The following is a 26,346-nucleotide window of genomic DNA, read 5'->3' on the forward strand; positions in this document are numbered from 1 at the left end:
CCTGCCACGGGTGGGTAATGGCAGGCGATGTTCTTCATCTTCGGGCTGCGGACCAAGGTCGACCGGTCCGGCGTCGTCACCCGGGTCTGCCACCACTGCGGCAACCAGGCCGCACAGGTGATCACCCGGCGGGTCACCAAGTTCAGCCTCTTCTTCATCCCGCTGATCCCGATCCGCACCCGGTACGCGCAGCAGTGCACGTTCTGCGGCGCCCAGTACGACGTGTCGCGCGCCGAGGCCGAGCGCCTCCCGGTCGGCTGACCGTGACCCGTTTCCTCTGCTGGCTGATCGGACGCCCGCCGGTCACCCCGCCCGCCGTGCCGCTGCACACCGCCGCCCGCCCGCCGTGCACGCCGGGCCGCCGACACCGTCGCCGCCGCCGGCCGACGGCGGGCGCGTCGTCCCCCCGCTCCCCGTGGAACCGCTCCGCCGGCCGCTGACGGTTGTTAACAGGGGCCCCTTCCTCTACCGGAGGCGTTAACCGGGGCCCCTTCCTTACACTTCGTCGGGTGGAGGATCGGCTGAGGGACATCAGGGGTGGTGGGCCGGCGCGGCGGCACAACGCGCGTACCATCGCCGCGCTGACCGGGAACCCCGGGTGCACCCGGCGCGCGGTGCTGGACAGCGCCGGGGCGGACAAGCCGGCGCTGGCGCAGCGGCTGGGCTTCCCGGCCCGCTTCGGGCAGTCCCGGTTCGCCATCACCCGGGGCAACGCGTTCGAGGCGCAGGTCAAGGCGGACGGCGGGGCGGAGCTGCTGCGGCTGGTGGCGGAGCGGCTCGGCGTACCGGTGCCGCCCGACGCGACCTGGACGGATCTCGGCGGCGACGACGACCGGTCGGCGCGGTCCCGGGTGGCGTTGACCGCCGGTGGCGACGGCCCGGCGCTCTTCGACCATCCGCTGCTCGGCCTGGACGTGGCCGGCCAACGGGTGTACCTGGAACCCGACCTGGTGGCGGCCCGGCTGGCCGGCCGGTTCCACGTCGTGGAGATCAAGTCGTTCCCGGTGATCGACGGGCAGGCCGACCCGGCCAAGGTGGCCGCCGCCGCGATCCAGTCCGCGGTCTACGTGCTGGCGCTGCGTGAGCTGCTCGCCGCCGAGGGGCGGGACCCGGAGCTGGTCTCGCACGAGGTGGTGCTGATCTGTCCGCGGGACTTCGGCAACCGGCCGATGGCCAGCCTGCTCGACGTCCGCAAGCAGTTGCTCGTGCTGCGCCGCCAGCTCGCCCGGATGGCCCGGGTCGACGAGCTGCTGGCCGCCGTGCCGGCCGGTTTCACCGCCGACCCGACGGCCGACCCGGCGAGGTTGGCCGCCGCGCTGCGCGAGGTGCCGGCCCGCTACGCGCCGGACTGCCTGGCCGCCTGCGAGCTGGCCTACTTCTGCCGGCACGAGGCGCGCGGCCACACCGGTGCGCTGGGCCGGCCGGTGCGCGAGGCGCTCGGCGGCGTGGTCGAGGTGGCGGACGTGCTGGCGCTCGCCGAGGGCACCCGCGCCCCCGAGCCGGAGCAGGCGGAGGCCGCCGCGGTGCTCCGGGCCGCCGCGCGCCTGCGCGCCGAGGCCCTCACCGGAAACCCCGCATGAGTACGCCCCGACGCCCGCACCGGGCGACGCCGGGTGACCGCCCCGCGTCCGCCGGCCCGCCCCCGACGCCGGCTGGGAGTGCGTCGGTGAGCGCCCCGCGTGTGTTGGCCCGGGGGGCATGGTCTGGACGTCGGTCGGGAGGGCGTCGGTGAGCACGTTGCGTGCGCTGGCCAGGGCGCAGGCGGTCGCCGCCGGGCGGGCGCAGCCGGTGGCCGTGGTCCGGCACCTGCACCTGTCGGACCGGCCGCTGGTGCTGGTGCCGCTGACGCTGGCCGGTGAGGCGAACGCTCCGCTGGCCGCCCTGGTCGGGTCCGCGCCGGACGAGGCGCGGCTGCTGGTGGTGCCGCAGCCGCGCAACCGGGACCAGCGGTTCGCGTTCGCCGCCGAGTTGGCCGGCGTCCTCCTGCCCTACCTGGACTCGTTTCGTCAGGTGACCGAGGCGGTGGCGGTGGACCGGGGCCGCGACGTCCGGTACCGCTGCGTCGACGCGCCGCAACTGCTGGTGCCGAACCCGGCCGGGGTGACGTTCCTGCGGCTGTTCGGTCGGTCCACCCGGTTCCGTCGCGTCGACGGTGACTATCCGGTGCATCCGTCGGTGCCGCTGCTCGGCCGGTGGCTGACGTTCTTCGCCGAACGCGCCGAGCAGCCCGGCTCGGCGGCTCTGCTGCCGCTGACCGAGGCGTTGACGCTGCACTGGGCGACCGGGCAGAGCGCGGTGGAGGATCTGCACCTGCCGGCGGTGCTGGGCTGGATCGATCCGCCGCCGGGGCGCACCGGCGCGGAGGCGGCGGCGCGGGCCGAGGACCCGGCGCTCTGCCCGCCGGCCGGGCCGGCCACCGATCCGGAGTTCGACAACCACCGGCTGGCCCCGGCCGTCGAGGCGTACGCCGCCGCCGGGGACGACCCGGCTGCCCGCACGTCCGCGTACGACGAGCTTGCCGGCCTGCTGCGCGAGCAGCTCGCGCCCACCTGGGAGCTGATGTGGCGCGGTGTCGGGCTGCTGCGGGGGCTGCCGCCCGGCGCGCGGGTGGCCGGCCGGTGGGCCGGTGACCGGGACGCGTTCACCGCGCACGCCGAGCACGTCGACGCCGGTGGCGGGCCGCAGCCGCGTCGGGACGGCGCGGTGGCGGCGGCGTTGCGGTTGCAGCGGTTGGAGCGGGCGCTGACCGGGTGGGCGGTGCAGCGGGCGTACGACGATCCGCTGGTGATGGCCGAGCACCGGCTGGCCGGGGAGGCGTTCGTCGGCGAGGTGACCCTGGCCGACCCGGCGCGGGTGGACGACTCCGGCAAGCGGCCGGTGCTGCGTCCACGGATCCAGGTGGTGACCGCCGAGCCGGTGCCGATGCCGGTGGGCGCGACGTTGTGGTCGCCGGCCCGGCCGGGGCAGAAGGCGAAGGTGGTGTTCGTGACCCCGGGCGGGGACGGGAAGACCGAGGTGGTGCTGGAGTTGTCCGGCGGGATGGGGCGTGGGCTGTCCGCGCCGGCCGGCAGCGTCCCGGAGGTGGGGGAGCGGATCTGTCTGACCAGCCTGTCGGACGCGTTCCTGCCGGGTGGCGCGTTCCCGGCGCCGGAGGAGACACCGTGGACGCACGGCGGCCCGCCGGAGCACCACGAAGAGTAACGGCATCATTTTATTTACATGCTTGAAACTTAACCGGTTCAGTAGTGCACTGGTGGCAGCCACACCCCACCGACCTCCCGAACCGAGAAGGTGACCCATGCGAAGCAGCAGGTTCCGCCTCGCGTCGACCGCCGCCGCCACCGTCCTGGCCGCCGCCACCGCGCTCTCCGTCGTCACCCCGGCCGAGGCGCACACCGTCGCCCCGGCCAACGCCAACGCGTCCACCGCCAGCCGCGCCGTGCTCAACTGGCTGGCCCACCTGCCCAACCGGAGCAGCAACCGGATCGCCTCCGGTTTCTTCGGCGGCTACAGCAACAGCGGCTTCTCGCTCAGCCAGACCGAGGAGCTGCGCTCCGCCACCGGCCAGTACCCGGCGATCCTGAGCTGCGACTACGGCTCCGGCTGGGCGACCAACAACACCATCACCGCGCTCGTCGACTACTCCTGCAACTCGTCGCTGAAGTCCTGGTCGGCCAGCGGCGGCCTGGTCACCATCAGCGTGCACCTGCCCAGCCCGGCCAACGCCAACGGGGGCGGGCTGAACACGCCGATGGGCAACTTCGCCGACCTGCTCAACCCGTCCACCGCCGCCGGTGCCCGCTGGCGTCAGCTCCAGGACAAGATGGCCGCCGGCCTGCAAGACCTGGAGAACGCCGGCGTGCCGGTGCTGTTCCGGCCGTTCCACGAGGTCAACGGCGACTGGTTCTGGTGGGGCAACCGCGACCCGAACACGTTCAAGCAGGTCTGGCAGCAGACGTACACCTACTTCACCAACACCAAGGGTCTGGACAACCTGCTCTGGGTCTACTCCGCCGACTTCAGCCGGGGCAACCGCACCGCCTACTACCCGGGCGGCTCCTACGTGGACATCGTGGGGATGGACGCCTACGACGACAACCCGCAGGTCTCCGGCATCCAGTCCGCGTACTCCGAGCTGGTCGGGCTGGGCAAGCCGTTCGCGTTCGCCGAGATCGGGCCGGACAGCCAGGGCTCGTTCGACTACGGCCGTTGGGTCACCGCGTTCCAGCAGAACTACCCGAAGACGTCCTACTTCCTGGCCTGGAACGACGGCTGGGGCCCGGCGCGCAACGCCGGCGGCAGCACGCTGTTCAACAACTCCTGGATCGCCAACCGGGGCGAGGTCGACCTCGGCAACGTGACCGAGCCGGGCGGCGGCACCACCACCCCGCCCCCGTCCGGCGGCACGCTGCTCAACGGGTTCGAGTCCGGCACCGAGGGCTGGACCGGCGTAGGCGTCACCGGCGGGCCCTGGCAGGTCACCGAGTGGGCGTCGCAGGGCACCCGCTCGTTGAAGTCCGACGTCAACCTGGGCGCCGGGGCCGCGTACCTGAAGAAGACCGCCACCACCAGCCTGAGCGGTCGGGGCACGCTGCGGGCCACCGCCCGGGTCGCGCCGTGGGGGAGCCTCGGCACGGGCAGCCAGGCCAAGCTGTACGTCAAGACCGGCGCCGGCTGGCAGTGGTTCGACGGCGGTAGCGTCGCCGTCACCCCGTCCGGGGCGAACCTCTCGCTGAACCTGTCCGGGGTGGCCAACCTCGGCGACGTGCGCGAGATCGGTGTGCAGTTCGTGCCGGGCAGCGGCGCGAGCGGCACCTCCGCGATCTATGTGGACGATGTCACCGTCCAGTGACGACACCTGGTCCGGCCCGGCCGTTGTGCCGGGCCGGATACCGTCGCTTCCGGCCACGCCGGCGGAGCTTCCACCGGCGTCTCGTCGAGGTCTGGTGACTGACAGGTAACGACTCTGGCGGCGGCCCCCGGCGCTGGCTAGGCTTGCGCCGTTCGTAGTCCGCCGTCCGGTCCTCGTCGTCGAGGGTGCACGTCTGGAAGAGAGCCGGAGCGCATCGTTGTACCCCAGCACGACGTGAGCCCCGCCGCCGCGGCGTCGGCACGTCACCCGCTCGCCGGCCGTGTCGGACTCGTCGCGGCCGCCGTCGTCGTACTCGGGGAGACGGTCTGGCTGGTCGCCGCCCTGCCGGGCGCGGCCCTGGTGAGCGATCTCGGCGCGATGGCGGCGTCGAGCTGGGCGGCGGTGCTCTGCGTCGGCGCGGCCCGGCGTCACCCCGCCGGCCTGCGCCGGTTCTGGGGGCTGCTCGCGGCCACCATGGTCCTCGCCGCGCTGGGTCGTGCGGTGTGGACGGCCGAGCGGCTCGGCGGCATCGAGCTGCCACACACCCCGCTGGTCGGTGGTCTCTTCACCGCCGGCATCGTCACCGGCACCGCCGCGTTGCTCTGCTCCCGGGCCGGCCCGCGCAGCATGGTCGGGCAGGCCCGCACGCTGCTCGACGGCGTGATCGTCGCGTTGGCGCTCATCCCGGTCGGCTGGGTGGTGGTCTTCCGCGACCTCGCCGACGCCGACCTGTCCGATCCGCTGCGCACGTTCGGGCTGCTCTACCCGATGTTCGACCTGATGCAGCTCACCATCCTGGTGGCGGTCGCCGGGCCGGGCCGACAGATGTGGCGGGCGCTCACCGTGATCGGCGCCGGCCTGGCGATCCGGGCCGGCGCCGACGCGGTCTACGTGTCCCTGGTCGCGCACGGCGACTACGTCCCGGGGCACCCGGTGGACGTCTGCTGGCCGCTGAGCTACCTGCTGGTCGGCCTGGCCACCCGTTACCCGCCGCCGGCCGGCGGGGACGGGGAGGAGGACGCCGGTGAGTCGCCGCTGCCGCCGTGGTGGCGGGTCGCGCTGCCGTACCTGCCGGTGGGTGGGGCCATCGTCGCCGTGACGCTGTCCCGGCGGCCCACCGGGCAGACCCCGCACCTGGTCTTCATCGGCATGATGACGCTGCTCGGGGTGCTCGCGCTGCGCCAAGGGCTGGCCGCCAACGAGAACCTGCGGCTGGTCGCCCGGTTGCGCCGGCTCGCGTACTCCGACCAGCTCACCGGCCTGCCCAACCGGCTGACCTTCATCCGGCGGCTGCGCCGCGCGCTGCGCGCGGGTGGCCCGGTCGCCGTGGTGCTGCTCGACCTGGACGGGTTCAAGCAGGTCAACGACCGGTTCGGGCACGCCGCCGGTGACCGCCTGCTCACCACGACCGCGGAGCGCATGCGGGACGCGATCGGCCCGGACGGGATGATCGCGCGGCTCGGCGGGGACGAGTTCGCCGTGCTGGTCGCCGGTGACCGCCCGGTGCCGCCGGAGCGGCTCGCCCGCCGGTTGCTCGCCGCGCTGGAACCGCTGCCCGGCGAGGAGGACCTCGGCGTCCACCCGTCCGCCAGCATCGGCATCGCCGAGTACGGCCCGCAGCACACCTCCCACACCGATTTGCTCCGCGACGCCGACATCGCCATGTACGCGGCGAAGGCGGCCGGCAAGTCCGCGTACCGGACGTGCACGCCGGAGCTGCGCGAGTCGGCGGTCAGCCGGGCCGAGCTGATCGCCGACCTGCGCCGCGCGGTGGACGAGGGCCAGCTCCTGATGGAGTTCCAGCCCATCGTCGACCTGGCCACCGGCACGGTACGCAGCGCCGAGGCGCTGGTGCGCTGGCGGCATCCCCGGCTCGGGGTGCTCACCCCGGCGAAGTTCCTGCCGCTGGCCGAGGAGACCGGGCTGATCCTGGCCATCGACCGCTGGGTGATCCACGAGGCGTGCCGGGCGGCGGCGACCTGGCGCGAGCACGCGCCGGAGGTGACCGTCGCGGTCAACATCGCCGCCGCGCACCTCTGCCGGCCGGACCTGATCGCCACCGTCACCGGCGCGATGGGCGCGGCCGGGTTGCCGCCCCGGGCGCTCACGCTCGAACTGACCGAGTCGGCATTGATCGAGGGGAGCGAGGCGGTGCTGGACCGTCTCGCCCNTCGCTGAGCTACCTGCACCGGATCCCGGCCACCGAGCTGAAGATCGACCGTTCCTTCGTGTCCCGGCTCGACGCCGGCGACGCCCGCGCGTACGCGACGGTGGAAATGGTCAACCGGCTGGCCGGCGCGTTCGACCTGGCGGTGGTGGCCGAGGGGGTGGAGACCGGCGCCCAGCACGCGGCGGTCACCGCGATCGGTTGCCGGCAGGGTCAGGGCTGGCGGTACGGCCGCCCGGCCGCGTTGCCCGCCCTGCTCTCCACGCTGGCGCCGACCGGCGTCGTCCGCTGACCGGAGGACTTGACCCTCACGCCGCGTGAGGCGGGAGCCTTGGTCGCGGAAGGGAGGGGACCATGGCGTACACGGTGGGTCAGGTGGCGCGGGCGGCCCGGGTGACGGTTCGCACGCTGCACCACTACGACGAGATCGGGCTGCTGCGCCCGAGCGGGCGGACCCCGGCGGGCTACCGCCGCTACGACGACGCCGACCTGGACCGCTTGCAGCTCGTCCGGTACTACCGCGAGCTGGGGTTCCCGCTGGACGAGATCGCCCAGATCCTGGACGACCCGGACGCCGACCCGCCGGCGCACCTGCGCCGGCAGCACGAGCTGCTGTCCGGGCGGATCGGCAAGCTCCAGGAGATGGTCACCGCGATCGAGCACGCGATGGAGGCGAGGAAGTTGGGGATCCAGTTGACGCCGGAGGAGCGGTTCGAGGTGTTCGGGGACTACGACCCGGACGAGCACGCCGAGGAGGTCGAGCGGCGTTGGGGTGAGACGGAGGCGTACCGGCAGTCGCAGGAGCGGACCGGCCGCTACTCGAAGGAGGACTGGCTGCGCAACAAGGCGCAGAACGAGGACTGGGGGCGGCGGTTCGCCGCGCTGATGGACTCGGGCGCGCCGGCCGAGGGGCCGGAGGCGATGGCGCTGGCCGAGGAGCACCGCCAGCTCATCAACCACTGGTGGTACGACTGCCCGTACGAGATGCACACCGGGCTGGCCGACATGTACGTGGCCGACCCGCGGTTCACCGCCTACTACGACACGATCAGGCCCGGGATGGCCGCCTACCTGAACGTGGCGATCCACGCCAACGCGATCACCCGGGCCTGACCCGCCGGCTAGACGAAGACGTCGAGCAGGAGGACACCGAGGAAGCCGACCACCGAGATGATGGTCTCCATCACCGACCAGCTCTTGATGGTCTGCCCCACGGTCAGCCCGAAATACTCCTTCACCAGCCAGAAGCCGGCATCGTTGACGTGCGAGAAGAACAGCGACCCGCAGCCGATGGCCAGCGCCAGCAGCGCCACCTCGGGGCCGGCGAGCGTATTGGCCAGCGGCGCGACGATGCCGGCGGCGGTGATGGTGGCGACGGTGGCCGAGCCGGTGGCCACCCGGATGCCGACCGCGACCAGCCAGCCGAGCAGCAGCGGCGACAGGTTGGCGCCCTCCGCGGCGTCCGCGACCAGGTTGCCCACGCCGGCGTCGACCAGCACCTGCTTGAAGCCGCCGCCGGCGGCGACGATCAGCAGGATGCCGGCGATGGCCGGCAGCGACCCGCCCAGGAAACCGGAGACCTGGGTACGGCTGAAGCCGGTCCGGTAGCCCAGGAAGACCATGGCGAAGATGACGCCGGCGAGCAGCGCGACGATCGGGGTGCCGACGATGTCCAGCGCCTTGCGGCCGGCGGTGCCCTCGTCGAGGGTCAGCTCGCCGATGGCCCGCAGCAGCATCAGCGCCACCGGCAGCAGCACGGTGACCACGGCGGCCCAGAGCGCCGGTGCCCGGCGGGAACGCCGGCCGGTCGGCTCCTCGATCGACGCGCCCGGCCGCCCGGCGCCCGGGTTGAGCAGGTCGTCCTCGGTGACCAGGTCGCCGTCGGCGTCGGCCCGGCCGTCACCGGGGCGGGTGGGGCTGCGGTCACCGGCGACCGCGGCGTCGCGCCGGGTGGGCAGCAGCGCCTCCGGCGCGGTGGCCGGCACGTACCGGGCGATCAGGTTGCCGAAGACCGGGCCGGCGATGATCACCGTGGGGATCGCCACCAGCAGCCCGAAGGCGAGCGTCTGGCCGAGGTTCGCGCCGAGCGCGTCGATCGCGACCAGCGGGCCCGGGTGCGGCGGCACCAGGCCGTGCAGCACCGACAGGCCGGCCAGCGCCGGGATGCCGATCTTCATCAGCGGCACGTCGACCCGCAGGGACACCAGCAGCACGATCGGCACCAGCAGCACCACGCCGACCTCGAAGAACAGCGGCAGGCCGATCAGCGCGGCGACGCCGGCCATCGCCCAGGGCAGCGCGCCGCCGGAGACCCGACCGACGACCCGTTCCACGATGCTGTCCGCCCCGCCCGACTCGGCCAGCATGCCGCCGATCATCGCGCCGAGCGCGATCAGCAGGCCGACGCCGCCGACGGTGGAGCCGACGCCGCCGCTGAACGAGGTGACGATCTTGTCGGCGGGGACGCCGGCGACCACGCCGAGCACCGCCGCGCCGAGGATCAGCGCCAGGAACGGGTGCACCTTGCCCCAGGCGATGAGCAGCACCACCGCGGCGATGCCCAGCAGGGCGGCGACGACGAGTTGGGTGCTGCCGGCGTTCGTGAGTGGTTCCGCCGGTGCGGCGAGCAGTGTGACCATGGCTGTCACGACCTCTGTTCGGTCATCGGGGAGGAGCGGTGGGCGGTGGTTCCGGCGGCAGGCTCGGGGCCAGCCGCCGCAGCGACGCGAACGTGGGCACGAGCGCGTCGTACAGCTCGGAGAAGAGCGGGAGCAACGTCGCGTACGTGGCGGCGGCGGCCGGGTCCGGCTGGACCGTCTCCTCGATTCGGACCAGGTCGGCCGCCACCTCGATCGAGGGGATCAGGCCGAGTGCCTGCATGCCGAGCAGGGCGGCCCCGAAGCCGGACCCCTCGTGCCCGGCGGGGAAACGCACCGGCATGCCGAGCGCGTCGGCGAGGATCTGCCGCCACAGCGGGCTGCGGGCGAAACCGCCGCTGGCGCGGACCTCGCGTACCTCGTTGCCGGCCGCCCGGACGGACGCGAGGACCAGCGCGAGCTGCTGGCAGACGCCCTCCAGCGCGGCCCGCACCAGGTGGGGTCGGCCGTGGCCGTGGGTCAGCCCGACGTACGCGCCGCGGGGCAGCGCGCTCCAGTGCGGAGCCCGCTCGCTGAGCAGGTACGGCAGCATGATCAGCCCGCCGGAGCCGACCGGCGCCTGGGCGGCCAGGTCGAGCAGTTCCTCCTCGGCGCCCTCGCCCAGCTCCGGAGCCAGCGCGTCGTTGGCCCACTGGAGCACAATGCCGCCGTTGTTGATCGCACCGCCGACCACCCAGCGGTCCTCGGTCAGCGCATAGCAGAAGACACCACCGAGCGGGTCCACGCCGGGGCGCTCGACCATCACCCGCATCGCGCCGCTGGTGCCGATCGAGCAGGCGACCACGCCCGGCCGGACCGCGCCGAGCCCGAGGTTCGCCAGCGGCCCGTCCCCGGCGCCCACCACCAGCGGCGTGCCCGCCGGCAGGCCGGTGGCCCGGGCCGCCTCGGCGGTCAGCCCGGGCAGCACATGGGTGGTGGGCACGAGCTGGGGGAGCTGTTCCTCGGTGATGCCGGCGATCCGCAGCGCCTCGGCGTCCCAGGCCAGCCGGCGGATGTCCATCAGCCCGGTGGCCGAGGCGACCGAGTGGTCGGTGACCAGCGCCTCGGCGAGCCGCCGCAGTACGAGGTCCTTGATGCCGACCCAGTGCGCGACCCGCTCGTGCAGCTTCGGTTCCTGCTCGGCGAACCAGATCAGCTTGGGCAGCGGCGCCATCGGGTGCACCGGGGTGCCGGTGCGCCGGTGCAGGGCCAGCCCGGACGGCGTGGCGCGCAGCCGCTCGGCCTGCCGGCTGGCCCGCGAGTCGGCCCAGGTGATCGACCCGGTGAGCGGGTTGCCGTCGGCGTCGAGCCCGATCAGGCTGTGCATGGCCGTGCTGAACGACAGCCCGGCGACCGGCCGGTCCAGCTCGTCGACGACCGCGCGGATCACGCCGACGACCGCCTCGTGGATGAGGTCCGGGTCCTGCTCGGCCCATCCGGGGTGCGGCTCGTCGAGCGGGTAGCCGATCGAGTGGCTGGCCAGTTGACGCCCGTCGGTGTCGAACGCGACCGCCTTGCTGCTGGTGGTGCCGATGTCCACACCCACCACCACGGCCGCGTCGCCCACCGGTGCACCTCCACTCGCCGCCGGGGACCGCGGTACGCCCCGTCCTGCGGCTGACGTTACCGACGAGTTCACCGGCCCGCATGGCGAAGCGATCCTGACGGTCAATCAGCCGATCGGACCAATTGTTGACTTTCGCGTGTCTTCGTACCCATGTCTCGTCGTTGAACTGAACGACACCCCGGTGGGCTCGCGCGGCGGAGGAGTCGGCGTGGCGATGACTGATTCGACGGGTTCCACATGGCGTCACCGGTGGGCACACCGGCGCGACGAGCGGCGGCAGCGGGCCTTCCGCGCGGCCGACGAGGCGTGGCGCCGCCGCGCCGACGAACTACGGCGGCGGCGTACCCTCGCGGTGTCCTTCCACGGGTCGGTCGAGGCCGGCGTGGGCCTGCCGATGGAGCTGGCCCCCGGCGAGGTGGTCTTCTGGACGCTGCCGGCCGCGCAACTGGTCGAGGTGCGGCACACCGCCGTGCTGCCGGCCCCGGAGCTGATCGTCGACCCCGACCCGCCGGTGCTGCGCCCCCGCCGCCCGGAAGGCGTCAAGGTGGTCGACGCCGGGCTGGCCGTGCTCACCAACCGACGCCTGGCGCTGCTCGGCGGGCGAGGTCGACGCGACTGGACGTACGGGCGGATGACCGGACTGTCCCACGACCCGGCCGCGCCGGTCACCCTGATCCAGGTGCTGGAACGGCGGCGTACCTCGGGGTTGCTGCTGCCCACCAACGCGGTCGCCGACTTCCGGTTCACGCTGACGCTGGCCTTCGCCGACGCGATCGAGCAGCGCGCCGCGGTCGTCGCCGAACTCGACGACCTGATCGCGGAACACGCCGAGCTGCGCCCGGAACGCCCGGCCGTGCTCACCCCCGGCCAGGACCGACCCGCCGCGCGGTTACCCGCCGGGCGGCGGACGGTCGCGGTCGGCGCGGCGCTCGCGCTGGCCGTGCCGGCCCTGCTCGTCGAGTCCAACCCGCCGACCCGGGCCGGGTCGGAGCGGGCCGCCGCCGCCACCCCCGCGTCCACCGGCACGCCCGCGCCGCCGGTCGCCCCCGCCGCCCGGGTACGCCCCGACGCCGCCCCGACGCCGACGCGCACCCGACCCGCGCCGGGCCGCTGCGGTGCCCCGGCGAACCCCTTCGGGTACGACTTCTGCGCTGGCGAGCGGATCCGCGAACCGGCCACCGGGATCTGCGACTGGTTTGCCTGCGTACCCGGGTTCTGGGCCGGGCGGGGCTGGCTGGTGCAGTGCCGCGACGGCATGGTCAGCCGCACCGGCGGGCAGCCCGACGTGTGCGCCGGCCACCAGGGACTCCGCCGTGTCGTGCGAACCTGAGGCCAGCTCGCCGCTCGCCGCTTAACCGTTCGCCGTCGCCGCCGGTCGGGGATAGCGTCCGGCCGTGTCCCGCACCGTGACCCTGGTCCTCGTCGACGCCGCCGGCGCCCCGCTCGGCGCGCTGCCCCCGTTCGGCGTGCCCGAACCGTGGTGGCAGCAGGTCGACTCGGTCGTCGACGGAGCCCGCCGGCGGTACGGCCTCGACGTGGCCGTACTACGGCTGCTCGACGCCGACCGCCCGCGCCCACCCGGCGGCCACGTCCGCTACCTGGCGCAGGTCGCCGATGCGCCCGCCGTACCCCTGGGAGTGGGCGCCGTACCCCTGGGGGTGGGCGCCGTACCCCTGGGGGTGGGCGCCGCGGCGCCCGCGGTACCCCTGGAACCGGTCGCCGTGGACCGCACGCCGCATCCGCTGCGCCAGCCGTGGGCGGAGCCCGGCGGCCCGGCCCGCAGCGTCGCCTGGGCCGCCGACGAGCTGCGCCGCCTCGGTCGCCCGGTGACCGCCGTGACGCAGCAACGCACCTGGAACCTCTCCGCGATCTGGCGCCTGGACACCCCGGCCGGCCCGGCCTGGCTCAAACAGCTCCCCACCTTCGCCCACCACGAGCCGACCGTCCTGACCTGGCTCATTGACCCTCCCCCTCGCCCCGGTGATCAAGGAGTTCGTGTCGGCGTCGATCTCCCTCCGGACGCGAACTCCTTGATCGACGGGGTGCGGGTCCTGGCCGCCGACGGGGTGGGGCGGGTGCTGCTCGACGACGTGCCGGGGGAGGACCGGTACGGGGCGGACCCGAGGGAGCGGGCGGAGATCGCGGCCGAGCACCACCGCGTGCAGGTGCGCGCTGCCGGAGACGTGGATCGGCTGGTCGCGGCCGGCGTACCCGACCTTCGTGGGCCGGGGCTGGCCGGGTGGATCCGGGAACGACTGGCGGGGCACGACGTGTCGGCCGCCGCCGGGCTGCTCGCCGGCCTCGACGACCGGCTCCGCCGGGTCCGCGGGTGCGGGCTGCCCGACACGCTCGTGCACGGCGACCTGCACCCCGGCAACGCGCGCGGCGACGGCACCCGGCGGGTCGTCATCGACTGGGCGGACGCGTTCGTCGGTCACCCCGCGTTCGACATTCTGCGCCTCACCGAGGGCCTGGACGCGGCCACCGCCGCCCGGCTGGTCGACGCGTGGGCCGACCGGTGGCGGGCCGACGCGCCCGGCTGCGACCCGCACCGCGCCGCCGACCTGCTGCGGCCGGTCGCGGCGTTGCGGCTGGCCGCCGTGTACGCGATGTTCCTCGCCGCCATCGAGCCGAGCGAACACCCCTACCACGTACACGACGTGCCGGCCACGTTGGCGCGGGCCGCCGCCGAGGCGCGACCCTAGACCCGGCGCACCGGGATCCACAGCTCCGCGTCGGCGGTTCCGCCGCCCTCGGCGATCCGTACCTTCGAGATCTCCGGACCCGGGCGCGTCTCGTACGGGTTCGACGGGAACCACTGGGTGAACACGTCCCGCCACAGGTACTGCAACGTCTGCGGGAACGCGCCGGAGCTGTGGAACACCGCCCAGTCGCCGGCCGCCACCGGCAGGCTGTCCAGGTCGTCCGGCACGTCCGCGCCGGTCACCACGCCGTGCCAGTAGTCCAGCTCGGTGCCCTCCGCGCGGGAGCCGGCCAGGTCGTCGCTGACGTTGACGATGCCGCTCGGCTCCTGGTCGGACAGCGCCTCGATCCGGCGTACGGTGGCCGGTTCGATGCCCTTGACGAACGCCACGATGTGCGGGTTCATCCCCTCGTGAACGAGCGGCGCCCGGGCCTTTAACCCGGCGAGCCGGAAGGCGTCCTTGGTCACGATCCGATAGTCCATGCTGGTGCTCCCTTCGACGACGAGCCGGAAGGACATCCGGGGCTGGGACCGCAGCACCGACCCGGCCCGCCGGGCCTCGGCCGGTCCGACGCCGTGCACGGCCCGGAACGCGCGGGCGAACGCCTCGTTCGAGCCGTACCCCCAGCGGACCGCCACGTCGAGCAGCGACTCCCGGCCGGCGAGCACGTCGGCGGCGGCCAGGGTGAGCCGGCGGCGGCGCACGTACTCCGACAGCGGCATCCCGGCCAGCGCCGAGAACAGCCGCCGGAAGTGGTGCTCCGACACGCAGGCGACCCGGGCCAGCGCCGCCACGTCGAGCGGCTGGTCGAGCCGCTGTTCGAGGTCGTCCATGGCCTGGTTGAGGCGATCCAACACCCGGTGCTCCTTCCTGGTTACGTCCTCGACGCTAGGCGTCCGCCCGCCCACCGACCCGACCTCGCCGGACCCGTTGCGGTCGGCTGACCAAGACTGGCGGGGGTGTCGCATCATGGCGTCGTGATCATGCGGACGCGACGCCACAACAAAAAGAAGAAGAGCGGGGACGGGTGCAACTGCGACCTGCCCGACTGTGACGGACCGGGCTGCTGCGACCTCGGCCTCTTCTCCATGCTGCTGACCCTCGGCTCGGTGACCGCCGGGCTGGTGCGGACGCCGACGGTGGACCGGGCCGGCCGGGCCGCCATCCTCGGCTACCGGCGCTGGCTGTCGCACCGCTGGCCGGGGACGTGCCGCTACACGCCCACATGCAGCGCGTACGGGCTGGCCGCGGTGGAACGCCACGGGCTGGCCGTGGGCGGTCGGATGGCCGCCGAGCGGGTGCGCCGCTGCCGCCCCGACGTCCCGCTCGGCACTCCCGACCCGCCGCGCTGACCGCGTTCGCCGGGCGCGTCGCCTCGGCCCGGCGGTCGCGTCGCCAGTTCGGTGAAGTGGTGGCGTCCCGGTGCGGTGGATGCCGCCACTTCGCCGAGCTGGCAGGTGATCAAGCCGGTCAGGGCACCGGGGTGGGGCCGCCGAAGACGACGGGGACGCCGGGGGAGTGCAGCACGCTGACCGGCGGGCCGTCCGGCGCGGGCAGGCCGGCGGCGGTGACCAACTCGTCGTCCAGGTGCAGCAGCTCGGCGCGGTGCAACGGCCACCGAGGATGCCAGTTCGGCAGGTGCCGGGTGCGCCCGTACGCCCGGGTGTGCAGGCCCCAGCGCGCGGTGAGGAAGTGCTCCAGCGGCGTCGGCTCGGGGATCGGCGGGCCGACGCGTACGGTCATCCGGCTGGTCGCCCCGGTCGGGCCGGGCCAGCGGCGGCGGCAGCGGTAGGTGAGCGTGTCGCCGGCCCGGTCGAGTCGCATGGCCGACCACATGTAGGGCAGGCGCAGGCTGACCCGCGCGACCAGCACCGGCAGCAGCCGGGAGGCGTCGAGCGAGCGGAACACCACCGCCCGCCGGCCGGCGCCGTCGACCGAGTAGAGCCGCACGTTCGTCTCCCAGAACGTGCCGAGGTAGGGCACGCCCGGCCCTCGGCCGAGCCCCACCCCGACCATCTGGAAGCCGATCAGCCCGACGTAGGTCAGCCCGTCCATCGTGTCGGGACGGGTGCCGGCGGGCAGCAGCGGCGCGACCCGTTCCGGCGGCACCGCCCAGTGCAGGAACGTCAGGTCGTGCCAGCGTTGCGCCAGCCAGGCCCGGCGGATGGCGCGGACGGGGGCGTGCTCGACCGGCTCGATCTCCACCGCGTCACTCCGGACGGCGGCAGACCGGGCCGCTGGCCACCACATCGCGCACGTCGCCTCCCTGCGATCGTCGATGACCGGCCCAGACTACGAGCCCCCTGCGACACTCCGCGCCTAGCGACCGGGTGGCGGCGCGGAGGTCGGTGACGTGGCGGGCGGGGCGGGCGACGGGCCGGGTGAGGGTGCCGTCGGGCCGGGCGTGGACAACAGGGCGGCGACCGCGGTTCCCGCCAGGGCCGTCCCGAGCGCCGTTGCGGCCGCCACCACGACCGTCGTGGCGGGCGTGGCCAGCGCACGCAGGCTGCGGACGTTGCGTACCCGGCTCCACCCGTACCCGGCGAGACGTGCCAGCCGGCGTTCCCAGGCGAGCCCGAGGACGACCGAGAAGACGATGACCTGTCCCAGCCGGATGGCGAGGCCGAGCAGCAGGCTGCGGTAGATGCCGGCCTCATCCGCCGGGGGCGTGAAGTCGAGCGCGCCGGTGACGGACAGCAACTCGGACGGCATGACGAGCAACGCGAGCGTGATGGCCTTCGCGACCGGGGTGCGCCCCCGGATGAGGGGGTAGAAGAACCCGTACAGGGCGGCGTAGCCGATCCACCGGAAGACACGCACGAGCGTCCAGGCGAGCTCCAACCCCGATGAGTACGCCCACGGGTGGCCCGGACCGGCCAGGAAGTTCCACAGGTCGAAGCCGGCGATGGTCACGGCGACCGGCACCGCGCAGTAGATCGCGGCGAGCGCGTTCGCCGACGGCGTCTCCCCGGCGTTCGTGGCGAGCGCGCCGGACAGCGGTACGCCCCGGATGCTCTTACCCCTGATGGTTGCGGCCTCGTCGAGCTTGTGCTGGCCGCGGTCGTACTCGTCGAGGCTCAGGGTCTGTTCCCGCAACTGGGTGCGCGCGGACCGGTAGAAGTCGTGCGCGCCCAACTCGGCGATCCGGCGGCGGATCTCGGCCCGCNTTTCCGCCGGCCGGTGGCCCAGGGCCAGAGGGCCGCGGTCGCGGCCACCCCGAGCAGGTTGAACCAGGTGCTCGGCCCGACCTCACTGGCCAGAGCCAGCAGGCCGGCGAAGGCCAGCGCCCACGACCAGGACGCGACGGTGTTCGACATCCGCCGGCCGACGCGGGCCAGGTAGAGGAAGGTCCAGGCCAGCAGCATCACCTGCGCCAGCCGGGCACCGTCGACCGTGGTGCCGGTGGGGTCGTCGAAGTCCGTCGAGTAGTAGACGTCGTCGGGGCCGTAGGCGCCGATCCCCCAGATCGGAATGAACAGGGTGGCTCCGAGCAGCGCCACGGCGACCAGGACCGGCCAGCGTTTGTCGGGGAGGGCGGGCACCACGAAGAGCGCCAGGCCGGCTCCGGCGATCGCGAGGGCCGTCAGTCCGTGCTCCGGATACCGGCCCGCGCAGACCAGCGTCAGGGTGGCGAGCGCCCACGCCATGCCGGCGACGGCACCGCCCAGGGGCGCCCAGCGCCAGGAGGTGAGCAGCCACGCGGCGGCCGTGCCGGCGGCGACCGCGAGCGACATGGTGTCGGTGAGGTCCGCCCAGGAGTGACCGGGCGCCACTTCGCCGTTGGAGAGTACGAGCCAGACAGCGGCGAGCAGCAACAGCAGCAGTCCGGTCGCGGTCGGCCAGCCCGGCGGCCGCCGGTTCGGCTCGCTGGGCAGGACGATACCGGTGAGCAGGATGGCCCCGACCGCCGTGGACAGGGGCAACGAGCTGAGCGCGAGGAAGCCTTCGCTGAACCAGGGCCCGTTGGTCGGCCCGGGGGTGAGGAAGGCCAGAATGCCGCCCGCGAGGACGGCGAGACCGACGAGCCAGCGCAGCGGCCACACCGGCCGGAGCAGTCGACCCAACGCACCATCCCGTCGGGTCGACGCCGTCAGCACCAGCCACGGGAGGGCCAGGAGGAGCGCCGAGGCGGGGATGCTCCAACCACTGGCCAGCGTCAAGAGGTCGCTGCCGGACTCGTCGTCGGAGAAGTCCACCACCGGAGCCGCCGTCGGCGGCGCGGTGCCATCCTCCCGATGAAGCGAAATGCTCACCCCGCCGGGAGGCCCGTCGAATTCGGCCTCCCGATCGCTCTGGCGGAGCAGGCGGGCGCCCGCGCTCCCCACGATCCGGAGGTCGCCCACGACGCGCACCTTCAGGTGCTGACGGGGGACCGCAGGATGGTCCTCCCGCAGCGACTGCAGGCTCAGGAGTGTGGTTTCGCCCGGCAGCAGACTCAGCCAGCCACTGGTGGTGAAACGCATGACGCAGGTGGGGTCGTCGCTGCTCCACGACACCGTCGGCGGCGACGTGTCGACATGCAACAACCCGTTGGCCGTGACGTCCTCGTGGAACAACCGGTCGGCCGCCTCCGCGCCGTCGAGGTCGCCGGCCCGCGCGGCCACCGCGAGCGGATCATCGGCCCGCATGGACACCACGTAGTCGGTGCGGATGTCGACCCGGTCGCCCGCAGGGGACAGGACGGTGGTCACGGTCCCCTTACGGTCGGGCTCCGGGCGGATCCACGACGGCGGCGGCGACGGGTCGCTGGGCGTCTCGGTGGGTTCCGCCGCGGTTCCCACGACGAGGGACATGAGGAAGATGGAGGCGACCCACGCCGCCACCGCCACGACGACGCCCGCCCTTCGCGTGATCGCGCCCACCGGCCCCATGGACCGGACTGTATCGACGCCCGCCTAACCAGCCCAGGGGGCGAACGCACCCCGCTCACGGCCGCCGGACCGATCGGGTACGGACGTTCGGCCGACCGTCGGAGCCATCGACTGATTAACGCGTGCCGTCCGAAAAGGATTGGTGGCGGAGGGTAAGATGCCCGCGACACAGTCGAACACACGGGGGAAACGATGTTCGAGCGCCTGGGCAGATTCGTCGTGGGCAAGGCATGGTGGGTGATCGGCGGCTGGCTGCTCGCCGCGATCGCCATCATCGTCACCAGCCCGTCGTTGAGTGACATCACCTCGGCCGACCAGGAGAGCTTCCTGCCGCACTCCTACGAGTCGGTGCAGGCCACCGAGCTGGCCAGCAAGTCGTTCCCGCAGGCGGCGACCGCCACCGCCAGCGTGGTGGTGAAGCGCAGCGACGGGACGCCGCTCACCCCGGCCGACGAGGCGCGGGTCGGTCAGCTCGCCCAGGCGCTCAAGGCCCGCAACATCCCGCAGACCAGCGGCTACGTCACCGGCCCGCAGGCCGTCGCGCCGGACAAGTCGGTGCAGGTGGTCGCCGTCGGTCTCGACGCCGACACCCCCGACGACCCGGGCCTGCTCGACGCCGTACGCGACCTGCGCGCCGCCATCGGGCCGGAGCTGTCCGGCAGCGGGCTGACCGCCGGGGTGGCCGGTGACGTGGCGAGCTTCGTCGACAACGAGGACACGTTCAACTCCGCGTTCGCGGTCGTCGGCATCGCCACCATCGTCCTCATCATCGGTCTGATCCTGATCATCTTCCGCAGCCCGATCGCCGCGCTGCTGCCCGTGGTGGTGATCAGCGTGGTCATCACCGTCACCACCGGGCTGGTCGCCGCCGCCGGAAAGGCGTTCGACCTCAACGTCAGCCAGGACCTCCAGACCATCCTGCTGATCGTCCTGTTCGGCATCGGCACCGACTACATCCTCTTTCTGCTGTTCCGCTACCGGGAACGGCTGCGCGCCGGCGACGACAAGCGCACCGCCATGATCGTCTCGGTGCAGCGGGTCGGCGAGGTCATCACGTCCGCCGCGGGCGCGGTCATCGTCGCGTTCCTGGTGCTGCTGCTCGCCTCACTCGGCTTCTTCGGCTCACTCGGCCCGGCGCTCGCCATCGCCGTCGGCGTCATGCTGATCACCTCGCTGACCCTGATCCCGGCGGTCGTGTCGCTGCTCGGCCGGTGGGTCTTCTGGCCGTCGAAGGCGTGGCAGCGCGTACCCGAGGCGACCCTGTCCCGGCGGCTCGGCGCCGCCATCGGTCGCCGGCCCGCCGTGGTGGCCGCGGCCTCCGGCGCGCTGCTGGTCGCGCTCGCCGCCGGGGTGCTCGGGTACAAGGCCGACTACGACTTCAGCGCCGGTTTCCCGCAGGACACCGAGTCGGCGCGGGCCGCCAAGGACCTCCAGCGTGGGTTCGCGGCCGGCGCGCTGGCGCCCACCGAGGTGTACCTGACCACCGGCAACGGCACCCCGCTCACCGAGCAGCAGGTCAACGAGTTCGCCACCGCGGCGGCGAGCGCGCCCGGCGTGGCCCGGGTGCAGCCGGCGGAGCGCAGCACCACCGACCCGGGCGTCGCCCGGATCAACCTGCTGCTCGACGAGAACCCGGTCTCCAACGAGGCGATCAGCCTGGTCCGCGACGACCTGCGTGACGACCTGCACGCCAAGGCGCCATCGGGCACCAGGGCGCTGGTGGGCGGGCCCACCGCGATCTTCGCTGACATCAACTCGGCCAACAACCGCGACCTGTCGGTGATCCTGCCGGTCGCCGCCGGTCTGATCGCGCTGATCCTGGCGTTGCTGCTGCGCAGCCTCGTCGCGCCGGTCTACCTGGTGATCGCGGTGCTGCTCAACTTCGCGGCCACGCTGGGCGCGACCGTCTACGTGTTCCAGGGGCTCCAGGGCAATCCCGGCGTCACGTTCCAGTTGCCGATCATCCTCTACCTGTTCGTGGTGGCGATCGGCACCGACTACAACATCCTGATGATCGCCCGACTACGCGAGGAGGCACGGGAGGGCCACGAACCCCACCAGGCCGCCGCCATCGGGGTGGAACACGCCGGCCCGACGGTCGCCGCGGCCGGGCTGATCCTGGCCGGCACGTTCGGCGTGCTGATCATCGCGCCGATCTCGTTCCTCCAGCAGATGGGCTTCGCGGTGGCGATCGGGATCGTGCTGTCCGCGTTCGTCATGTCGATGTTCTTCGTGCCGGCGCTGACCGGGCTGATCGGACACAAGGCGTGGTGGCCGGGGCACGGCGACGAGCGGCGCAACGGCGGCACGGCCACCCCGCCACCGGAGCCGGTGGCCGCGACCCAGGTCTGACGGTGGTCCGCCCCGGCCGGGTCGACTCCCGCCGGGGCGGACCGCCTGCCGGTGGAGTCACTGCGTCACGAGGCGGAGGACGATCGCGCCGGAGAAGAGCGCGAACAGGGCGACCGGCGCCCACCGGTCGGGGAGGCGACTGCGGGTACGGCGCGGGGCCGCACCGGTCTGCCGCTCGGCGGCGATCAGGCGGAGGCGGTCCGCCAGGTTTTGTCGCTCGGATCCGCCGGTGTTCAGCAGCGAGTCGGCGAGACCCCAGGCCCGGACACGTCGTCCCGATGTCAGGGTGATGCGGACCGAGAGCTGATCGATGTGGACATCAGCCACGTCATGGTAGGGGATACGTTCGACGGTCAGCAGATTCACCACCTCGAAGTGGTCGCGGCGGGCCGCCAACTGGGCGCGGAAGCCCATCCGGAAGCAGACCCAGCCGATGATCGCGAAAACGGCGGCGGTGCCGAGGTCGAACGGGATTCCGGCCAGGCTCGGCTCGGACAACGCCTTCGGCACCGCCACCACCACGAACAGCAGAAGTAGCCGTCCGATCCACCGATCGGCGACCCCCCGGAAGACTCGATCCCTGCCCCTGCGCCCCATCGGATCGACGTGCACGCTTCACCTCTTCCGCCACCATGTGGTGCGCCAGGCCGCCGGTCCGCCGACCGTAGCAAAGGGCGCTCAGCCCTCACGGGGACGCACTCGCGGTCGTACCCGAGGCTCGTCCGGGTTTCCTGGCTGGCGCTGAGCCGGTCGGCCGTCACCATCCCGGCACGCCACCGCCGGGTGCTGGTCACGCTCGGATGACGTCGCCCGAGGAAGGATCGGGTCCCCGGCCGAGCGAGGGGTGATCCGCATGTGGAACCTCAGGTGGACCCGAGTGTCAGCGCGTCATCCGGGACCGTTCCCGGTGGCGGGCGTGGCGGTGCTGTGCGCCCTGTCATTCGTGGTGGGTGTGACGATCCCGGGCGGCGTGACCCGGACGGCGCTGGCTACCACCCCGGCGGCCGCCGGTCCGGAGCCCACGCCGAGCAGCTCGTGCCCGTCGCCGGACCCGAACCTGTGGCCGTTCGGGGTGGTGTGCGGCCGGGACTTCGACGTCCCGTCGCCGCCCGAGGCCCCGAGCCTGGTGCCGACCATCGCCACCAAGACGACCACCCGCCTCTGGGGCACCGACCCGTTCCAGGAGGCGGTGTCGGTGACCCAGCACATCTGGCCGGCGGCGTTGCCGGAGAACGCACCGGGGGAAACCGACAACGTGCCCGACCGGCCGTGGGGGCTGACGCTGGTCACACCCGACGACCCACTCCAGGCGATCTCGGCCGTGCCGCTGCTGCACTTCCCGGACGACGCACCGATCCTGTACGTCACCCGGACCGGCATCCCGGCGGTCACGCTCAACGAGATCAAGCGTCTCGGTGACACCGGCATCGTCCGGCGTAACGACGTCGACGCGTTCCTGGTCGGCACCGCCGCGAACGACGCCGTCAAACGGCAGCTCACCGCCATCGGGGTGAAATGGGAGGCGGTCACCGGCCGCAACGTCTTCGAACTGTCCAACAACATCGACAAGCTGTACGGGAGCATCCAGAACCCGGACCTGGGCGTCCCGCAGATGGAGACGAGCGCCAGCACCGGCGGCAACGGGGCGCAGGACGTGCTGATCGGCTCGGCGGACGGCCGCGACTGGCAGTACTACCTGCCCGCCACGCACTGGGCGTCGCACATGCCGGCCGGGCTGCTCTGGTCGCACCGGAACAGCATTCCCAAGCCGACGATCGACGCGCTCAAACGCCGCAACGGCCACGCCCTGATCTACGTCTTCGGCGGCCCCGACCAGGTGTCCGCGTCGGTGGTGAAGAAACTCGGCGAATACGGCAGCGTGACCCGCGTCGACGCGGACGACGCGGTCGCTTTCAACACGCCGGCCACGACCACGCCGTTCAACCTGTCCGTGGCGTTCGCGAAGATGTGGGACCCGGCCGGCATGATGGGCTGGAACATCCTCGGCCCCGGCCACGGCTTCACGCTGGTGAACATCGACAACTGGCAGGGCGCGGTCGCGTCCGCCCCGCTGTCGCACCTCGGCTACCACGCGCCGCTGCTGCTGACCGACAACTCCGGCAAACTGCCGTCGGAGGTGGAGGACTACTACAAGATGGTGGCGCCGACGTTCATCACGACGCCGGCCGACGGGCCGTACAACATGACGTTCGTGATCGGGGACTATTCGATGCTGTCGTGGCCGTTGCAGGCGCACGTCGACTACATCTCGGAGATGTCGAACCGGCGGGTGTGGAAGCAGGCCACCGGCGGCCGGTACGGCGACGGCGGCAACTGACCGGGCGGACGCGTTTGGCAGTGATGCTCTCTTCCCGCCTTTCGAGCTGAGTCGTAGGGCGTCATCAGCCAGTCATGCGGCGACCGCCCGGGCGGCGGCGTACATGTCGGCCGGCAGCGGATGCCGCAGCTCCCAGACGATGCGCATCGGTCGGTCACCGCTGTGCTCCTGATAGGTCATCGGCCCGGCATACAGGTACGGCGGTGCGCCAAGGTCGCGGTCGGCCACCCTGGTTTCCCGCACGAACAGGTGTACCGTCGACCCCTGCGCGACATGGCCGACGTACCGCCGGCCGTTCGCCGACGCCTCCGAGGTGTGACGAAGAAGAGATCCGCCTTCTCGTCCGGCAACCACTTCACCCCCTCGCGCAACGATCCCGGGTTCGTCATGCCGAACGCCGCGCACGCCTCGTTCTGGCTGTAGCGGGAGTGGACCCGCAGCGGCACCCGCCCAGGGGCGGGCCGCTCGCTCACCCGGTGGATCCGGTCGCGCAGCACGTCGGCGACCTGCCATAGCTCCGCGCACCGCGCCGGCTCCGCCCACAGCCGCTTGAGCCGAGCATCGCGTTCGGTCAACGGCACCGCCGGCCCCCAGATTGACTGGGAATTCACCAGCCGTCTGCTCGAGGTGGGCGGTGCCATCAGCAAGTCTCGCTACCGTGAGCATCGTTGGATCCAGCGGAGGGCTCAAGTGGCCCTGCGACACCTGCCACGCAGGATCGACCTACGAAGGGTTTTGACTTAGGGTCGCCAGGGTGAAGATCGCACCAACGCTGAAGAGTGTCCCGACAGGGCCGGACGTCGCTTCCAAGCCCACAGCCGCCGAGTTCTTCGCGGGCATCGGCCTTGTCCGCCTTGGCTTGGAGCAAGCCGGTCTCAGCGTTGTGTGGTCCAACGACATCGAGCCAGCCAAGCAGGAGATGTACGAAGGCCACTTCGGGAAAGACGACGGCCACGTCTTCAAGCCAGGCGACGTCGGTAAGGTCAAGGGCAGCGACATGCCTTCCAACCTTGCTCTCGCATGGGCCTCCTTCCCCTGCACCGATCTCTCCCTGGCCGGCTGGCGTAGAGGGCTGAGCGGCAGTGAATCATCGACATTCTGGGGCTTCACCAACGTCCTGGACGAGATGGGGCAAGACGCCCGCCCGCCCGTCGTCGCGCTTGAGAATGTCGTTGGGTTCGCCACAAGCCACGGCGGCGAAGATTTGGCGACTGCCATCCGTGAACTCAATCGCCTCGGCTACTCAGCGGACGTCTTGACCCTCGATGCAAGGCGTTTCGTGCCGCAGTCGCGTCCCCGCCTGTTCGTCATTGGGGCTTTGAACCCTCCAGCCGATGAGCCGGTTCCAAACAGCGAGCTTCGCCCTGACTGGCTCCTCGCACCCTTTGGCGACCCTTCCCTAAGGACTCACCGGGCGAAGCTCCCCACTCCGCCCCCTCCCCTCACCTCCGGGCTCTCTGACCTCGTGGAGCAGGTCGCTCCTGACGGCTGGTGGGAGGAGAAGCGTCGGGACGCGTTCCTCGGCTCCTTGTCGCCGATGCAGGCAGAGCGGCTTGAGAAATTGAAGGCACAGGCCAACGTGACCTACCGCACTGCTTACCGCCGGACACGGAACGGTAAGCCGACTTGGGAAATTCGTCCCGATGACATCTCTGGATGTCTGCGGACCGCCCGCGGCGGGTCATCAAAGCAGGCGGTAGTAGAAGTGGGCAATGGAGCCGTCCGCGTACGGTGGATGACTCCGCTTGAGTATGCGCGCCTGATGGGAGCCGGGAACTACACGCTCGACAACCTCCGTAGCAATCAGGTTCTCTTTGGCTTCGGTGACGCCGTATGTGTGCCGGTGGTGTCGTGGCTGGCGAAGCACTACTTGGTGCCTCTCGTGCTGGGTAGCTTGCAGACGCGCACTGCACTCAAGTTGGCAGTCGTCAATGGTTGACGCCAACCGGTCGTCGAAGAAGAGCAAGCCGGCGAAGAGCAAGCTTCCAGCAACTTCTGTTCGTGATTTTCGCGGCCTTCTGGAGGAGGCTCTATCGGCGAGTGACGCCTATGGTCGCAAATGGGCTGATGCTCGCTGGGGTGTCTACGCCTTCTATGATTACGACGGCGAGCCCATCTACGTCGGACAAACAAACGAGAAGCTTCGCACACGCATCCGGCGGCATTTGACGAACCAGCGGACTGATGCTGTCGCTATGAGGATTCTGGACGTGTTTGAGGTTGCGGAAATGCGGCTGTGGCCTCTGTGGGAGTATGAGACGCTGACCAAGAAGGGTGACAAGGAGGGCTACGAGGCGGCGAGAAAGCGTCTAGATGCGGTGGAGTACGCCGCCTACTTGAGGGCGATTGAGGAAAGCCGTTTTCACGCCATTCTCAACGAAAAAATCCCTCCGCTATCTCATCCAGTTAAGTTGCCGCCCTCGCAGGGATTCCCCTTGATTAGTGCTGATACTCGCAAGGAGCGGGGTCATCCAGATGTGCGCATCGCGCGGCGAGCAGAAACCATCGCCCGGCTTGCTGCGGTGGCTCATGAACGCGGGGAAGTGTCAGAGGGTCTGCGGAGAGTTCTGGTGATCCAGGCCGTACGTCTAGCGCACATCTCAGCCGTCCGCCTCGCATATGTTGAAGGACGACCCGAGCCCTCCGCTTCGGCAATCGATGTCGAGGGCCTCGTTGGCACCGTTCTGTACGAACCCTCCGATCCGCGGGGACGGAAAGACAAGGATGAGACAGAAACTGAGGAAGAAGAAGAGAACGGCGGCTTGGAAAACGAATAGGCTCGCGAGACGTCAGATAGTCACCGGCCAAAGCGGTTTGGCTGTTTGCTGATATGTCTCTCGGGAAAAGGAGCACGGCTG

At 72.1% G+C, this 26,346-nt stretch carries 20 protein-coding genes and 1 pseudogene; 14 read left to right on the top strand and 7 right to left on the bottom strand.

Annotation, left to right across the window (positions count from 1 at the left end; genetic code table 11):
* The first annotated feature begins 27 nt into the window (after positions 1 to 27).
* From B1205_RS18665 to B1205_RS18690, 7 genes are all read left to right on the top strand, one after another.
* A complete protein-coding gene (locus B1205_RS18665; protein ID WP_089156761.1) occupies positions 28 to 261 on the top strand; it encodes a zinc-ribbon domain-containing protein in 234 nt (77 codons plus the stop codon).
* A 248-nt stretch (positions 262 to 509) separates the two neighbouring features.
* Positions 510 to 1,580, top strand: coding sequence for a hypothetical protein (locus tag B1205_RS18670; RefSeq protein ID WP_089156762.1), 1,071 nt, complete (start codon positions 510 to 512; stop codon positions 1,578 to 1,580).
* A 148-nt stretch (positions 1,581 to 1,728) separates the two neighbouring features.
* A complete protein-coding gene (locus tag B1205_RS18675; RefSeq protein WP_089157081.1) occupies positions 1,729 to 3,201 on the top strand; it encodes a hypothetical protein in 1,473 nt (490 codons plus the stop codon).
* Between the two features lie 97 nt (positions 3,202 to 3,298).
* The gene (locus tag B1205_RS18680; RefSeq protein ID WP_089156763.1) at positions 3,299 to 4,852 is read left to right on the top strand and encodes a glycosyl hydrolase; all 1,554 of its coding nucleotides are present in this window, start codon (positions 3,299 to 3,301) and stop codon (positions 4,850 to 4,852) included.
* A gap of 1,152 nt (positions 4,853 to 6,004) precedes the next feature.
* Positions 6,005 to 7,030 (top strand): putative bifunctional diguanylate cyclase/phosphodiesterase, encoded by a 1,026-nt coding sequence (locus tag B1205_RS33445; RefSeq protein WP_441338523.1) that lies wholly within the window; start codon positions 6,005 to 6,007, stop codon positions 7,028 to 7,030.
* Positions 7,031 to 7,065: 35 nt separating this feature from the next.
* On the top strand, positions 7,066 to 7,311 hold the full coding sequence (locus B1205_RS31790; protein WP_254910072.1) for an EAL domain-containing protein: 246 nt from the start codon (positions 7,066 to 7,068) through the stop codon (positions 7,309 to 7,311).
* Between the two features lie 62 nt (positions 7,312 to 7,373).
* The gene (locus tag B1205_RS18690) at positions 7,374 to 8,132 is read left to right on the top strand and encodes a MerR family transcriptional regulator (RefSeq protein ID WP_089156764.1); all 759 of its coding nucleotides are present in this window, start codon (positions 7,374 to 7,376) and stop codon (positions 8,130 to 8,132) included.
* Between the two features lie 8 nt (positions 8,133 to 8,140).
* Here B1205_RS18690 and B1205_RS18695 read toward each other — a convergent pair whose 3' ends face one another.
* Positions 8,141 to 9,658 (bottom strand): GntT/GntP/DsdX family permease, encoded by a 1,518-nt coding sequence (locus B1205_RS18695; protein WP_089156765.1) that lies wholly within the window; start codon positions 9,656 to 9,658, stop codon positions 8,141 to 8,143.
* Positions 9,659 to 9,680: 22 nt separating this feature from the next.
* Positions 9,681 to 11,222, bottom strand: a complete 1,542-nt coding sequence (locus B1205_RS18700; RefSeq protein ID WP_089156766.1) for a gluconokinase — start codon at positions 11,220 to 11,222, stop codon at positions 9,681 to 9,683.
* A 208-nt stretch (positions 11,223 to 11,430) separates the two neighbouring features.
* Here B1205_RS18700 and B1205_RS18705 point away from each other — a divergent pair, with 208 nt between their 5' ends.
* Entirely contained in the window at positions 11,431 to 12,552 is a 1,122-nt protein-coding gene (locus B1205_RS18705) for a hypothetical protein (RefSeq protein WP_089156767.1), read from the top strand.
* Between the two features lie 64 nt (positions 12,553 to 12,616).
* The gene (locus tag B1205_RS18710) at positions 12,617 to 13,927 is read left to right on the top strand and encodes a phosphotransferase family protein (RefSeq protein WP_089156768.1); all 1,311 of its coding nucleotides are present in this window, start codon (positions 12,617 to 12,619) and stop codon (positions 13,925 to 13,927) included.
* On the opposite strand, the gene B1205_RS18715 is transcribed toward B1205_RS18710, so the two are convergent.
* The gene (locus tag B1205_RS18715) at positions 13,924 to 14,784 is read right to left on the bottom strand and encodes an AraC family transcriptional regulator (protein ID WP_089156769.1); all 861 of its coding nucleotides are present in this window, start codon (positions 14,782 to 14,784) and stop codon (positions 13,924 to 13,926) included. The genes B1205_RS18710 and B1205_RS18715 overlap by 4 nt on opposite strands.
* Positions 14,785 to 14,910: 126 nt before the next feature.
* On the opposite strand from B1205_RS18715, the gene yidD reads away from it, so the two are divergent.
* Entirely contained in the window at positions 14,911 to 15,279 is a 369-nt protein-coding gene (gene yidD / locus B1205_RS18720) for a membrane protein insertion efficiency factor YidD (protein ID WP_254910073.1), read from the top strand.
* Between the two features lie 118 nt (positions 15,280 to 15,397).
* Here the strand turns inward: yidD and B1205_RS18725 are convergent, their stop codons facing one another.
* Together B1205_RS18725 and B1205_RS18730 are read right to left on the bottom strand one after the other, a co-directional pair.
* Positions 15,398 to 16,132 (bottom strand): YqjF family protein, encoded by a 735-nt coding sequence (locus tag B1205_RS18725; RefSeq protein ID WP_089156771.1) that lies wholly within the window; start codon positions 16,130 to 16,132, stop codon positions 15,398 to 15,400.
* Between the two features lie 114 nt (positions 16,133 to 16,246).
* On the bottom strand, positions 16,247 to 17,062 hold the full coding sequence (locus B1205_RS18730; protein ID WP_089156772.1) for a hypothetical protein: 816 nt from the start codon (positions 17,060 to 17,062) through the stop codon (positions 16,247 to 16,249).
* Positions 17,063 to 18,990: 1,928 nt separating this feature from the next.
* Between B1205_RS18730 and B1205_RS18745 the strand changes: the two genes are divergently transcribed.
* Entirely contained in the window at positions 18,991 to 21,150 is a 2,160-nt protein-coding gene (locus tag B1205_RS18745; protein ID WP_089156775.1) for an MMPL family transporter, read from the top strand.
* 57 nt (positions 21,151 to 21,207) lie between these two features.
* Here B1205_RS18745 and B1205_RS18750 read toward each other — a convergent pair whose 3' ends face one another.
* The gene (locus B1205_RS18750) at positions 21,208 to 21,660 is read right to left on the bottom strand and encodes a PH domain-containing protein (RefSeq protein ID WP_140158095.1); all 453 of its coding nucleotides are present in this window, start codon (positions 21,658 to 21,660) and stop codon (positions 21,208 to 21,210) included.
* 433 nt (positions 21,661 to 22,093) lie between these two features.
* Between B1205_RS18750 and B1205_RS18755 the strand changes: the two genes are divergently transcribed.
* Positions 22,094 to 23,488: a cell wall-binding repeat-containing protein gene (locus B1205_RS18755; protein WP_140158096.1), complete on the top strand. Its 1,395-nt coding sequence runs from the start codon at positions 22,094 to 22,096 to the stop codon at positions 23,486 to 23,488.
* A gap of 72 nt (positions 23,489 to 23,560) precedes the next feature.
* On the opposite strand, the pseudogene B1205_RS33075 reads toward B1205_RS18755, so the two are convergent.
* Positions 23,561 to 24,120: pseudogene (locus B1205_RS33075) on the bottom strand (DUF3427 domain-containing protein); the annotation flags it as partial.
* A 122-nt stretch (positions 24,121 to 24,242) separates the two neighbouring features.
* On the opposite strand from B1205_RS33075, the gene B1205_RS18765 reads away from it, so the two are divergent.
* Both B1205_RS18765 and B1205_RS18770 read left to right on the top strand, forming a co-directional pair.
* Complete coding sequence (locus tag B1205_RS18765; protein WP_254910031.1) at positions 24,243 to 25,427, top strand: DNA cytosine methyltransferase; 1,185 nt, start codon at positions 24,243 to 24,245, stop codon at positions 25,425 to 25,427.
* A complete protein-coding gene (locus tag B1205_RS18770; RefSeq protein ID WP_089156778.1) occupies positions 25,420 to 26,265 on the top strand; it encodes a GIY-YIG nuclease family protein in 846 nt (281 codons plus the stop codon). The genes B1205_RS18765 and B1205_RS18770 overlap by 8 nt, the downstream gene beginning before the upstream one ends.
* Positions 26,266 to 26,346: the final 81 nt, after the last annotated feature.

The sequence above is a fragment of the Micromonospora sp. NBS 11-29 genome (assembly GCF_002140155.1).
Lineage (GTDB): Bacteria > Actinomycetota > Actinomycetes > Mycobacteriales > Micromonosporaceae > Micromonospora.

Coding starts and splice junctions, on each gene's coding strand:
- B1205_RS18665 (WP_089156761.1), top strand. CDS start 28: ATGTTCTTCATCTTCGGGCTGCGGACCAAGGTCGACCGGTCCGGCGTC.
- B1205_RS18680 (WP_089156763.1), top strand. CDS start 3,299: ATGCGAAGCAGCAGGTTCCGCCTCGCGTCGACCGCCGCCGCCACCGTC.
- B1205_RS18690 (WP_089156764.1), top strand. CDS start 7,374: ATGGCGTACACGGTGGGTCAGGTGGCGCGGGCGGCCCGGGTGACGGTT.
- B1205_RS18695 (WP_089156765.1), bottom strand. CDS start 9,658: ATGGTCACACTGCTCGCCGCACCGGCGGAACCACTCACGAACGCCGGC.
- yidD (WP_254910073.1), top strand. CDS start 14,911: ATGCGGACGCGACGCCACAACAAAAAGAAGAAGAGCGGGGACGGGTGC.
- B1205_RS18745 (WP_089156775.1), top strand. CDS start 18,991: ATGTTCGAGCGCCTGGGCAGATTCGTCGTGGGCAAGGCATGGTGGGTG.
- B1205_RS18770 (WP_089156778.1), top strand. CDS start 25,420: ATGGTTGACGCCAACCGGTCGTCGAAGAAGAGCAAGCCGGCGAAGAGC.